We start from the raw sequence: 12,444 nt of genomic DNA on the forward strand, positions 1-12,444 counted from the left end.
GGCTTATGAGTAAAATGATGAAAGACTAACATCTAAATTGTAATTCGCCCGATTCTTCACTAAAAAGTGTGATGTGAATAGCCGATGAGTTCACCCCAACCCCCTCACAAGCCACAAACGTTACTAGGTCAACTGACTCAAGCAGTACATACGATTCAAGCTAGGGTCGATTTTTCCAAATTGGCGCTCAAGCCTAATGCCAAGGTACCGGAACTTTGGGTGCAGGATGCGGGGGCGGATAAGGCAGAGGTATATCCACTGTTGGGCGATCGCTATATTCTAGGTCGTAGCTCTAAATCCAGCGATATCGTCATCCGTAACCCTGTTGTCAGCCAAATTCACCTATCGCTATCGCGGAATTCTACTCAGCGCACACCAGTTTTCATTATCAAAGACGAAAACTCCACCAATGGCATTTATCGTGGCAAGCGTCGTGTCAGTTCCCTGGAACTGCGTCACGGCGATATTTTCACGCTGGGTCCCCCAGAACTTGCCGCTTCTGTGCGGCTGCAATACGTCGATCCACCAGCCTGGTATGTCAAAGCTGCAAGTTGGACAGCTTATGGTGTCGGTGGTGTCAGTGCCCTGTTAGCGTTAGTGATTGGCGTTGAATGGCTGAAATTTTCAGTTAAACCTCTACCTACAGCTACACGCGCCCCAGTAATTGTTTACGCTCGTGATGGAGCCACCCCGCTAAGAGAGCCTCGAACTATCTCTCACGTAGATATAAAGCGATTAGAGGAATTTGGCCCTTATTTGCCTGCTGCGGTAGTGGCTTCAGAGGATAGTCGTTATTACTGGCACTTTGGTGTTGACCCTCTGGGGATTTTACGAGCCGTGTTGATCAATAGCCGTAGCGGAGATGTGCAACAAGGAGCCAGCACTGTTACCCAGCAAGTTGCCCGCAGTTTGTTCCGCGAGTATGTAGGCAGACAGGATACCCTTGGACGCAAATTGCGGGAGGCAGTTGTCGCCCTGAAGTTAGAAACCTTTTACAGCAAAGATGAAATTTTGCTGATGTACTTAAATCGGGTTTTTTTGGGGGGAGATACCTCTGGCTTTGAAGATGCATCCCGGTATTACTTTGAGAAGTCGGCTAAAGAATTAACTTTGGCAGAAGCAGCAACATTGGTAGGAATTTTACCAGCTCCCAACGCTTTCGATTTTTGTGGGGATGGCCCAAATAAGCTAGAAGCAGCTGAATACCGGAATCGCGTGATTAAGCGGTTGCTGGAGATGGGCAAAATTAAACCTGAAGATGCGAATCGAGCCAGACGCTCCACTGTCCAAGTTAGTCCTAAAGTTTGTGAGCAGCAAGCTAAAACGATCGCTCCTTATTTTTACAGCTACGTCTTCTCTGAACTTGAATCAATCTTGGGGGAGGGAGCTGCAAAGGAAGGGAATTATATCATTGAAACCCAACTTGATCCAGCAATCCAGAGCAAAGCAGAAGCAGCGTTGCGAAATTCAGTCAACAATGGTGGTAGAAGTTTTAATTTTTCTCAAGGGGCGATGGTCACCCTTGACTCCAGTACTGGCAGCATTTTGGCAATGGTGGGCGGGACTGATTATAAAAAAAGTCAGTTCAATCGCGCTGTTCAAGCCAAAAGACAACCAGGTTCTACTTTTAAAATCTTTACTTATACGGCCGCTATTCAACAGGGGATTCCAGAATCAAAAAGTTATTCTTGCGCCCCTTTAACTTGGCAAGGCTTTACTTACAAACCCTGTCGTGCTGGTGCTGACACTACTTTAGATATTGCCACAGGACTGGCTCTTTCAGAAAATCCGATCGCCCTACGAGTTGCCAAAGAAATCGGGCTGGATAAAGTGGTGGCAATGGCGCAGCGTTTAGGAATAAAGTCAACCCTAGATCCGGTTCCTGGCTTGGTACTAGGTCAAAGTGTGGTCAATGTTTTGGAAATGACTGGTGCTTTTGGCGCTATTGGCAATCGTGGTGTGTCAAATCCTCCCCATGCGATTAACCGAATTTTAGATAGTGGTGATTGCCGCGATCGCAATGATATCAAAACCTGCCGTGTCATCTACTCCTTCGACCAAAATACGGATGCCAACAAACGAGTACTACCAAATGGTGTAGCCGATGAAATGACTAGTTTGATGCGCGGTGTCATCACAAGAGGTACTGGTCGTAGTGCTGCCATTGGACTGGGGGAAGCTGGGAAAACAGGCACGACTGATAAAAACGTTGACTTATGGTTCATAGGTTTTATCCCCAGTCGGCGGCTTGTAACTGGTGTTTGGCTGGGAAACGACAATAATTCTCCTACATCTGGTAGCAGTGCTCAAGCAGCTCAGTTGTGGGGAAATTATATGCGGAGAATTACTCGGTAAACGGGTATAGGGCATTGAGCACTTGTACTGAGCTAGCTCAGTACAAGTGCCCAATTACTGATATCCCTGCCAAGGGATAACTTCAAGTTTGCCGTTAGGCTTGAATATCACTTGGAAGTGGGCGAGAGGTTCTTTATTGTTGGGAGCTGCTACATTAGAACCGTAAATAGCGTTGAACATCTTCGGAAGGGGTGTTTCTCGAAAATAGTCAAAGGCAACTTGATTGAGTGGTTCATAGTCAGCAATTACACCATCTTTGTTGACTGCTACCCGGTATTTCAAATCTCGCGTAAAGGTGGGGGTACCACTCCAGGTTTGGCGAACTGTACTATAAAGCTTTTGGTTTAAATCTTTGACTATATTAGAGTTAGTAATTTTTGCACCCACTACCTCTGGCGTCCTCGCATATCCTCGCCAAGGGCTAACTTCTAGCACACCCTGCGTATTAAATACTACTCGAAATTGGGCGATTGGTTCATTGGAAATGGGAGCGCGGTTAGCTGGATTGTAAAGTACGTTAGGCAGAGGAGTTTGACCTACTCCTAGATTCGCCTCTTTATTCACTGCTTTATAACCGATGATCGCTCCATCTGCAGCTACACCCAGACGATAGATCAAATCCTGTTGCAATCCTGAGCGATTAGTCCAAGCTGGATGAATTTGGTTGTACACTTGACGATTCAATGCACGCAGTTGGGATGGATCAGTAATTTCTGGAACTGTATTTAAAAGTGCTTCTAAATCTTTAACTGCCAGCTTTGCATTAGCTGTAGGCTTTGATGTGGGCGTTGCAGCAGCTATGGGAGTTACAGCAGCTGATGCTGGAGGAGTGATATTGTTTATTGTAGAGCTAGTTTGCTCTTCTGGTTTAGGCTGCGGTGGACGCATTTGGGGGGGTGGAATCAAGTTAAAGGCAATCGCTGCTACTGCTAAACTTGACACACCCACAGCAGCAGGAACAGCCTGCCTGATTAAAGCTTGACTAGCACCGCCATAACGTCTGGTAACTGGTTGTAGTTCTAGGGAAAGTTCAGGTAAAGTTTGGCTATCAGCAAAAAACTGATCCACTGCTTCCACTAAATCAAACAACTGCACTGTATTCAAATCTATTTCAATAGGCGGACGTTTGGAATTGTTAGAGTGAGACTCAAACCCCTCTGGAGCACCTTCTGAATGTATAATTAACCTGTGTCGGTTGCTGTCAACTTTCTGAAACTCAACTAGCTCCGATTCCTGGTTGTGTGCTTGGGGATTGGGTACACTACTTAAAAATTCTTGGGCATAGCCACTAACAGCCCTTACTAAACTTTCAAAAAATTCCCGCCCTCCCGTTAGGGGTTGATTATAACCAGATAAATAGCATTCTGCATTTACCAATATTGATAATTCCGGGCGCATTTCCTGGAAGTGTGCAGCCCTACTGAGATCACTTAACCCTTCTAAAAGCAGTGTACAATTAGGTAGACTGTACTTACGTTGAATATTCATTCCACTTCACCGTCAAAAAGACTAATCCAGAACCGCTGCATTCCAGCTGTACCAGTACAAAATAATAATTGTCCTAACAAATTTATTGCTAGCTCATCTAATTTTTCATCAGAACTTAATGCCAGTACACCAGAACGTCGAGCATTCATCCGGCTCTTAAAATGCGCTCTAAACCGTTCTAAGTAATTAGATAGGCGCAAATTCTGTTCTAATGGAATCTGCTTTTCTTCCATTTGTTGACATATCATTAGTAACTGGCGGATGACAACAGTTAAACGCCGCGCTATGTAGCAAGCAATGACCACCAGAGCTTTTGCTTCCATGATAGTTAAAGGACGGCGCATATGCGCTCTACGTAGCGGGTTAGAGCTACGCATCCGCCATAAATTCACCCTGTCTTTAACAATTCCTTTAAGATCCAACTCTTGAGCAAAAGTTAGGATTGCTTCAGAACCACCAAGCTCTAAAGCTTCAATTGCCAATAAAATTAGGTCAATTTGCAACCGCGTTCTTCGAGGACACGTCTTGGAAGCGATCGCAGGATCTGGTAAAGTGTCCAGAATCATCGGCAGTGATTCTTGGGTTGAACTGTTGAACGGCGTTAAACTTGCTGAGACATTCATTCTATAAATACCTTGTGCGGTTCCAACAGACTAGGTAAAACAAATTTAAAATCGGTAGCCAAGACTTGAACATTAGACTTGTAGTAGTATGACTACCTGATATATACATTACTTAACTCTTTCTACTCAAAGTTTTCCCTATATTGAAATCAAAGTTTTAAAACATAAGTTAATTCACCTCATTTATTAGTGCAATACCTTTTCTAGCTTGGTTTAGATTCTAATTATCGTCAATCAAGGGCGAAGCTTCAGCCTCGACCCCCAGCGTATGACATTATAGTGTACGATTTTTCAGGTATCTGAAATTGGGCATTGGGCATTGGGTATTGGGTATTGGGCGTTGGGCATTGGGCATTTGTCAATAATCAATAGTTCTTCTTTCCTTGCTTCCCGTGCAACGCCAGTTCCCCCACTCCCTCACTCTCCATGCCCCATGCCCCATGTCCCATTCCCCAATCCCTATTTTATGGATTTGAAGTCTCTCGTTCGTGACATCCCAGATTTCCCCAAGCCCGGAATTTTATTTCGGGATATTACTACGCTGCTGCGCGATCCAGAGGGACTGCGCTATACTATTGACTTTTTAACACAAAAATGCAATGAAGCTGGGATTAAGGCAGATTATGTCATCGGTATGGAGTCAAGGGGATTCATTTTTGGCTCACCTCTAGCTTATAAATTAGGTGCTGGTTTTATTCCCGTCCGCAAAAAAGGTAAGTTACCAGCAGCGGTTTATTCAATTGAATATCAATTAGAGTATGGTACAGACTGCCTGGAAGTGCATCAAGACGCTTTACACCAAGGTAGCCGAGTTTTGATTGTGGACGATTTGATTGCCACGGGTGGAACTGCAAGTGCAACAGCAAAGTTAGTGCAGAAGATTGGCTGCGAACTAGTAGGGTTTGGGTTTATTATCGAGCTACGGGATTTAGAAGGGCGTAAATATTTGCCAGACGTACCAATTATCTCTCTAATTGAATATTAGTCATTGGTCATTAGATAAAGGACAAAGGACAAATGACATCTACGAGAATTTCCTTGGAGACAGGTCGGGATTGGCTAATCAGGCTAGTCACGAGCGAAACTTTTATTTATGTGGTAAAGCGGGTATTACAGGCACTACTGACTTTGTTTTTGGCGTCAGCGTTGTCGTTTTTCATTATTCAACTCGCTCCAGGGGATTATGTAGATACGCTGCGGCAAAACCCGAAGATATCTCCAGAAAGAATTGAGGAAATAAAGCGGCAGTTTGGTCTGAATAAGTCTTGGCCAGAGCAATTTTGGCTATGGCTATGGCGAATCTTGACAAAAGGGGATTTTGGCACGAGTTTTATTTATCAACGTTCAGTGGCATCGCTGTTGTGGGAACGGGTACCAGCGACTTTGCTATTAGCGATCGCATCTTTAATTGTCACATGGGCGATCGCCATCCCTCTAGGGATTTTTGCTGCTGTTAATCAAAATAAGCTATCAGACCGAATTTTACAGGTGATTAGCTACGCTGGACAAGGCTTTCCCAGTTTCATCACTGTCTTAGCGCTGCTGGTTTTAGCCCAACTCACCTCGCCTTTATTCCCAGTGGGTAGTATGACTAGCATTAATCACTCAGAACTGACGTGGTTTGGCAGAATCTTAGATGTCGGCTGGCACATGATTTTACCGACGATCGCCCTCTCAATTACTAGTTTTGCTGGTTTACAACGCATCACTCGCGGCGAATTATTGGATGTTCTGCGTCAAGATTATATCCAAACGGCTCGTGCCAAAGGACTGCCAGAAAACCGCGTTATCTACGTTCATGCACTCCGCAATGCGATAAATCCCTTGATTACCTTATTGGGTTTTGAATTAGCTAATTTATTAAGCGGTGCCTTCATTGCTGAATATTTCTTCAACTGGCCCGGTTTAGGGAGATTGTCTCTACAGGCTTTACAAGCTCAAGATTTATATTTATTAATGGCAAGCTTGGTAATGGGCGCAGTGTTGCTGATTGCTGGTAATTTAATCGCCGATTTAATGTTAAAAGCCGCCGACCCTCGCATTCGCTTAGAAAATCTCAATTAGTCATCCCCCATTTCTCCCCATCTCATCTCCATGCTGTCCGAAGTCTATTACTTGGTGCGCTCAAAAACTGACGGTAATTATCTCATAGCTCGTCCTGACACCGAAACATCAGGTTATTTATTGCTGTTTCAGGAAAACTTTGATGCCCTTAGCTATCTCAACACTCACGCGGCAGAAGTGGCAAATCGCTTTGCAGTGGAATCTATTGCACGTACACAGTTGGCAAACTTGCTCAAACGCTGGGGTTTTAGCGGTGTGGGTATTGTGACTGACCCGTTATTGCCCAAAGTTGAGTTTTTGCAGCACAGTTAAATTTATGGATTAGCGTAGACGCTTTTTCAGCTTGTTGTCAGACATCGCTTGCTAATTTGTTTAAGTAAATAATCGTGCGATCGCACAAGTAAAATCAGGCAATATGGGTGAATTCAATTCATCACCATTGAACAACGTAGCAACTAACTTTAAACTTGCTTGTTCGCATCGATATACTTCCACCTGTTGCTTGCGCCAATCCACAATCCAATATTCTCTGACACCTCTTGCTGAGTAAAGCTAAGGATTTAGCAATCTTAACCTGAGATTGACAACATTTATTCAGCCCGCGCAGGCGGGCTTGGTTTATCTAGCCGCATTCAGTCTGTCGAAGCCTTTACACTACTACCTTTTCTAAACTCAACTTAGAACGCTTCACTTGCTCAGGAATCGCCACAGGATAATCTCCGGTAAAGCAGGCAGAGCAGAAACTATTGGTGTCTTCTCGTGTCGCTTCTAGCATTCCCTTCCAACTGAGATAGGCGAGGCTGTCTACTTCCAATTGCTTGGCAATTTCTGCTACTGACTTGGTAGCAGCAATCAGCTGATCCTGAGAATCGGTATCGATGCCATAGAAGCAGGGATGAGTTACTGGCGGGGAGGAGATTCGCATATGTACCTCTACTGCACCTGCATCACGCAAGGTTTTGACTAGTTTACGGCTGGTAGTACCCCGGACAATCGAGTCGTCTACGATGATCACTCGTTTACCCGCTAGCACATCTTTGAGGGGGTTGAGTTTCATGCGGATACCTGACTCACGCATAGTTTGGGTTGGTTGAATAAAGGTTCGCCCAACGTAGCGATTTTTAATCAGTCCTTCAACGTAAGCTACACCAGACGCTTGGGAAAATCCAATAGCAGCAGGGATACCAGAATCAGGAACACCAAAGACAATATCGGCATCTACAAAAGACTCTGCTGCTAGTTGCCGCCCTAACCGCATTCGGTAGCTGTACAAACTCTCATTGTGCATGACGCTATCAGGGCGGGCAAAGTAAATCATCTCAAAGATACACAATTTCCGCTGGGGCTGTTGACTCCAATGATAAGAAGCCAAACCTTCTTCAGTAATCCAAACTAATTCACCTGGTTCTACGTCTCGCAGGTATTCGGCTCCAATGATATCTAAACCACAAGTCTCCGAAGCCAAAACGTAACGGACTGGATTACCTGCCAAAGTCCCAATTACTAGGGGGCGAATGCCATTGGGGTCACGGACACCCATAATGCCACTGGAAGTGCCAATGACTAAACTAAAGGCTCCTTTGCAACGGTGAAATGCCTGAATTGCACCTTCTAGCCAATCTGCACCAGCATTTATCGCTTCGGCGATCGCAAAAGCGATCATTTCTGAGTCTGTTGTTGTGACTAAGTTGTATTTTTTCTCAAGCAACTCTTGACGTAATTGCACTGTATTGACTAAATTGCCATTATGTGCTAAAGCTAATGACCCTAAACGGGTTTCCAGCACTGCGGGTTGGGCATTAACTTTGCGGCTAGAACCTGTAGTGGAATAACGAGTGTGACCAACAGCAAGGCTACCAGGCAATTGCTCCAAGATGGATTCATTGAAAACTTGAGACACCAAGCCCATATCTTTGTAAAGATGTACTTGTGTACCCTCAAAGGTGGCAATACCGGCTGATTCTTGACCCCGATGCTGGAGGGCATACAATCCAAAGTAGGTCAGTTTAGCAACGTCTTCTGCTGGTGCGTAGATGCCAAAAACACCACAAGCTTCTTCCGGCTTGTCAGGCTGATTTTCATGACTATTGATTGGGTTGTTGGTCTGCTCGGGGTATTCATCCGAAGTGGCAGAATGAATAGAAATCATGCTAGCTTTGCTCCTGGTGGGGGGGGGTCAATCAATTTTGGATTTGAGATTTACAATTTTGGATTGACCGCACCCTAGTAGGAATGCGGCTTGGGATTTGAGAGTGGCTATTTTTAAATTTGTTTCGCTCACTAGGAGTAAGAGATGAACCAGAAGAAACACCCCCAATCCAAAATCTAAAATTCAAAATCTAAAATCGGTAGTTAAGTCACTGGGATTATATAGATGGTAGCGAAGTCTTAACAAATCTTTAACCATCCATTAAAACAGTACCGTAATTATGCTCAGGGATGCTAATAAAAGAGTTAGGAGTCAGGAGTGAAGAGTTATGCTTTTTATTCCTAACTGCTCACTTTCAACTCCTAACATCTTTAACTGTGGGTAGTAGTGTGGATAGCGAGACGTCTGGCGATCGCATGGGAATAGCGATCATTCATATCTTCGATCCTAACTTTGATTAAGGCTTGGTTATCAGTAGTGAAAACCCCCAAACCCGTCTCAAAATTACCAACTATACCCAGTTTTTGCCATTCTTGACCCAGATGTTCCTGTAAGTATGATTCCCAAATTTCTTGTTGTTCTGATGCTACAGAAACTAAAATCCTGGCACCACCTTCGGCAAACAGCACCTCATCAAGGCGAGGTAGTGACTGGGTTGGTGCTATTTCTAAATTGATTTCGGCACCAAGGTTGCCAGCAATACAACATTCGGCTAGAGCGATCGCCACCCCTCCCTCAGCACAATCATGGGCTGAACGAACCCAACCATTACGAATTCCTTCACGACAAACTTTCTGGACGCGGCGTTCCAAGTCAAAATCTACCCGTGGCGGGTTTCCGGCAATAGTACCGTGGATAGTGGCTAAATACTCAGATGCTCCCAAACTAATTTTGGATGCCAGAGGCAATCCGAGAAGATAAATCACATCGCCAGATGCTTGCCAACCTTGACCACAAATTTTAGTTATATCGGGAATTAAGCCTACCATACCCACAACCGGAGTGGGATAAATGGGTTGCGGAATACCTTGGGAATCGAGGGTTTCATTGTACAAAGAGACATTTCCGCCTGTGACGGGTGTTGCCAATTCTCGACAAGCTTCTGCCAAACCGCGACAAGCTTCTGCCAATTGCCAGTAACCAATCGGTTTTTCTGGAGAGCCAAAATTCAGGTTATCCGTTACCGCCAGAGGTTCTGCACCCACACAGCTAAGATTGCGTGCAGCTTCTGCCACCACTGCCTTAGCTCCCTCGTAAGGATCAAGATAAACATAACGAGGATTGCAATCTACTGTTGCTGCCACCCCTAATTTTAGATTTGGGATTTTAGATTTTAGATTAGGGACTTGTTCAAGTGGGCGCAAGCGCACCACAGCCGCATCTGCACCACCTGGCAGAATTACTGTATTATTTTGTACTTGATGGTCATACTGACGATATACCCAGTTTTTAGAAGCGATCGTGGGTGTATCGAGCAAAGTTAAGAGAATATCATTCCAAGTTTGCAGGCGTCCTTGGAGTTCCATTCCAGCAGTTGTGCAAGGAGGTAAGGAATTAGGAGTCCATTCCCAAGCTTGACGCGCATATTCTGGAGGTTCTGTCAACAAATCCCGGTGATAAAGTGGGGTATTTTCCGCCAAAGCTTCAGCGGGAATTTCTGCTGCTACTTCACCCTGGAAGAGAATCCGCACGATGGGTTCAGCAATTACTGTACCGGCAACAACAGCATGAAGTCCCCAACGGTGGAAAATGTCGATTAATTCTTGCTCACGCCCTTTATGGGCAACGAACAGCATCCGTTCTTGAGATTCCGAAAGCAAATATTCATAGGGAACCATCCCCGTTTCTCTTGCGGGAATCTTATCTAAATCTAGTTCAATTCCCACACCGCCTTTCGCCGCCATCTCTGAGGTAGAACAGGTGATCCCGGCTGCTCCCATATCCTGGGCGGCGACAACTGCACCTGTCTTAAACGCCTCCAGACAAGCTTCAATTAACGACTTTTCCAAAAAGGGGTCGCCCACTTGCACAGCAGGACGGTCATCCATTGACTGTTCGCTCAATTCTGCACTGGCAAAACTTGCGCCTCCCATACCATCGCGTCCTGTGGTGGAACCGACATACAACACAGGGTTACCTAAGCCAGATGCCCCAGATTTGACAATTTCTAACGTTTCCATCAACCCCAGCGCCATAACGTTCACCAGAGGATTACCAGAATAAGCAGGATCAAAGTAAACTTCACCACCAACGGTGGGCACTCCCACACAGTTGCCATAATGGGCAATTCCTGCAACCACACCAGTAAATAACCTTTGGGTTTTGGCATCTTCGAGGGAACCAAAGCGCAGCGAGTTCAATATCGCAATGGGACGCGCACCCATTGTAAAAATATCTCTAAGAATGCCTCCTACTCCCGTTGCCGCTCCCTGAAAGGGTTCGACAGCTGAAGGGTGATTGTGGGATTCAATCTTAAAGGCTAGTTGCAGTCCGTCACCCAAATCTACAACCCCAGCATTTTCACCAGGCCCTACGAGGATGCGGGACCCTTCGGTAGGAAACTGTTTGAGTAAAGGTCGAGAATTTTTGTAACAGCAATGCTCTGACCACATTACGCCAAACATTCCCAGTTCAGCTTTGTTGGGATGACGCCCTAAGCGACGGACAATTTCTGCGTATTCTTCTGGTTTTATACCTTCAGCAGCGATTTCTTGGGGGGAAAAGGGAGCAGGAGATGTGGCGGTCATGGAAATAATGCACCAATTGTACAGAGCATTATTCTATCGATTTACTTGACCTCTAAATGCAGATATAGGAGTGCGATTCGTTAGATGCTACAGATCGGCTGAATAAATAAATCTATTTAGGGACTTCCAAAGAATAATTTATCGAACAAGTAAGAGTACAGCAGCGATCAAATAATCTGTTTTACCGAAAGTCTGTGATGCCATACTCCTACAATTTGGGTCTTTTTTTAATTGGAAGTCCCTAAAGATAAATATTGTAATACGTCTAAAGATAGATTGTATTAAATCCAAAAATACTGGTAATTGTACTGATAATTATGAAGTAATAAAATTTTCTTTCCTTGTAACGTGCATAGGTGATTTCCAGATGATGAAAATGGCTATCAGTCTGTCAAATGACCCATTAGAAGGCAGAAAAATCAGAGGATGCGATGGTCGCGAAGCGAACCGCCTTCTCTACGAGACGCTTTGCGAACGGCATCGCAAGTTTTGATGCTCTGGAATCTGATTAATTCCTTGGAATTTCATTGTGCTGAAGTGATGACAACAGCAGACTGAATTACTAAATGGCTCTTAGAGAAGGAATTCTGGGAATTTTATTGCCAGACTGCTCATTTGGATCAGCAAACTAAACTAACCTAATTGAGAGAATTTGGATCATGGCTAGACTAACCGTTCCACCCAATTTCATTGGCACCCCTAGTTCCGACACTTTAATCGGGGAACAGTTAAATGTATCTCCAGCAATAGGTATCGATATTTTAACTGGAGGTTTGATTTATACACTTTCAGGAAAGGACACCATTAAGGGCACGGGTGCTGCCAGCATCGACAACTTGAATCAGGGCGGAAATGGGACTGGCATCGCTAACAGTGGCAGTCTGAATACAGAGGACGGAGAAGACGCGATCGCTGGTACTGCTACTGGCGGTAATGGCGGCGATGTTGACAGCGGCAGTTCCGGCATCTCGGGAGGATGTGGGATAGGAAACAGCAACAGTGGCCAAATGAAAGTAGG

The 12,444-nt window shown here is 44.9% G+C and carries 9 protein-coding genes and 1 pseudogene; 5 read left to right on the forward strand and 5 right to left on the reverse strand.

Features of this window, described 5'->3' with window-relative positions; genetic code table 11:
- The first annotated feature begins 84 nt into the window (after positions 1–84).
- Positions 85–2,355 carry a transglycosylase domain-containing protein gene (locus Q0541_RS14875; protein ID WP_298911482.1) on the forward strand — a complete coding sequence of 757 codons (2,271 nt, stop codon included), beginning with the start codon at positions 85–87 and terminating at the stop codon, positions 2,353–2,355.
- A 54-nt stretch (positions 2,356–2,409) separates the two neighbouring features.
- Here the strand turns inward: Q0541_RS14875 and Q0541_RS14880 are convergent, their stop codons facing one another.
- Complete coding sequence (locus Q0541_RS14880; RefSeq protein WP_298911483.1) at positions 2,410–3,843, reverse strand: DUF4335 domain-containing protein; 1,434 nt, start codon at positions 3,841–3,843, stop codon at positions 2,410–2,412.
- The gene (locus Q0541_RS14885) at positions 3,840–4,466 is read right to left on the reverse strand and encodes a DUF3038 domain-containing protein (protein WP_273767327.1); all 627 of its coding nucleotides are present in this window, start codon (positions 4,464–4,466) and stop codon (positions 3,840–3,842) included. Before Q0541_RS14885 ends, Q0541_RS14880 begins: the two co-directional genes overlap by 4 nt.
- Positions 4,467–4,932: 466 nt before the next feature.
- Here Q0541_RS14885 and Q0541_RS14890 point away from each other — a divergent pair, with 466 nt between their 5' ends.
- Genes Q0541_RS14890 through Q0541_RS14900 form a run of 3 tightly spaced genes read left to right on the forward strand, consistent with a single transcriptional unit; the run spans position 4,933 to position 6,842 of the window.
- Entirely contained in the window at positions 4,933–5,451 is a 519-nt protein-coding gene (locus Q0541_RS14890; RefSeq protein ID WP_298911484.1) for an adenine phosphoribosyltransferase, read from the forward strand.
- A 32-nt stretch (positions 5,452–5,483) separates the two neighbouring features.
- Complete coding sequence (locus tag Q0541_RS14895; protein ID WP_298911485.1) at positions 5,484–6,530, forward strand: ABC transporter permease; 1,047 nt, start codon at positions 5,484–5,486, stop codon at positions 6,528–6,530.
- A gap of 30 nt (positions 6,531–6,560) precedes the next feature.
- Entirely contained in the window at positions 6,561–6,842 is a 282-nt protein-coding gene (locus tag Q0541_RS14900) for a hypothetical protein (RefSeq protein WP_298911486.1), read from the forward strand.
- A gap of 60 nt (positions 6,843–6,902) precedes the next feature.
- On the opposite strand, the pseudogene Q0541_RS14905 reads toward Q0541_RS14900, so the two are convergent.
- From Q0541_RS14905 to purL, 3 genes and pseudogenes are all read right to left on the reverse strand, one after another.
- Positions 6,903–7,082, reverse strand: a pseudogene (locus Q0541_RS14905) (Uma2 family endonuclease); the annotation flags it as partial.
- A 97-nt stretch (positions 7,083–7,179) separates the two neighbouring features.
- Positions 7,180–8,679 carry an amidophosphoribosyltransferase gene (gene purF / locus Q0541_RS14910; protein ID WP_298911487.1) on the reverse strand — a complete coding sequence of 500 codons (1,500 nt, stop codon included), beginning with the start codon at positions 8,677–8,679 and terminating at the stop codon, positions 7,180–7,182.
- Positions 8,680–9,050: 371 nt separating this feature from the next.
- A complete protein-coding gene (purL, locus tag Q0541_RS14915; protein ID WP_298911488.1) occupies positions 9,051–11,426 on the reverse strand; it encodes a phosphoribosylformylglycinamidine synthase subunit PurL in 2,376 nt (791 codons plus the stop codon).
- A gap of 426 nt (positions 11,427–11,852) precedes the next feature.
- On the opposite strand from purL, the gene Q0541_RS14920 reads away from it, so the two are divergent.
- Positions 11,853–11,984 carry a hypothetical protein gene (locus Q0541_RS14920; RefSeq protein WP_298911489.1) on the forward strand — a complete coding sequence of 44 codons (132 nt, stop codon included), beginning with the start codon at positions 11,853–11,855 and terminating at the stop codon, positions 11,982–11,984.
- Positions 11,985–12,444: the final 460 nt, after the last annotated feature.

This window comes from uncultured Nostoc sp., assembly GCF_937863485.1.
Taxonomy (GTDB): domain Bacteria; phylum Cyanobacteriota; class Cyanobacteriia; order Cyanobacteriales; family Nostocaceae; genus Nostoc.

Excerpts from the sequence above, each read along its gene's own strand:
- Q0541_RS14875 (WP_298911482.1), top strand. The coding sequence starts at position 85 with ATGAGTTCACCCCAACCCCCTCACAAGCCACAAACGTTACTAGGTCAA.
- Q0541_RS14880 (WP_298911483.1), bottom strand. The coding sequence starts at position 3,843 with ATGAATATTCAACGTAAGTACAGTCTACCTAATTGTACACTGCTTTTA.
- Q0541_RS14885 (WP_273767327.1), bottom strand. The coding sequence starts at position 4,466 with ATGAATGTCTCAGCAAGTTTAACGCCGTTCAACAGTTCAACCCAAGAA.
- Q0541_RS14890 (WP_298911484.1), top strand. The coding sequence starts at position 4,933 with ATGGATTTGAAGTCTCTCGTTCGTGACATCCCAGATTTCCCCAAGCCC.
- Q0541_RS14895 (WP_298911485.1), top strand. The coding sequence starts at position 5,484 with ATGACATCTACGAGAATTTCCTTGGAGACAGGTCGGGATTGGCTAATC.
- Q0541_RS14900 (WP_298911486.1), top strand. The coding sequence starts at position 6,561 with ATGCTGTCCGAAGTCTATTACTTGGTGCGCTCAAAAACTGACGGTAAT.
- purF (WP_298911487.1), bottom strand. The coding sequence starts at position 8,679 with ATGATTTCTATTCATTCTGCCACTTCGGATGAATACCCCGAGCAGACC.
- purL (WP_298911488.1), bottom strand. The coding sequence starts at position 11,426 with ATGACCGCCACATCTCCTGCTCCCTTTTCCCCCCAAGAAATCGCTGCT.
- Q0541_RS14920 (WP_298911489.1), top strand. The coding sequence starts at position 11,853 with ATGCGATGGTCGCGAAGCGAACCGCCTTCTCTACGAGACGCTTTGCGA.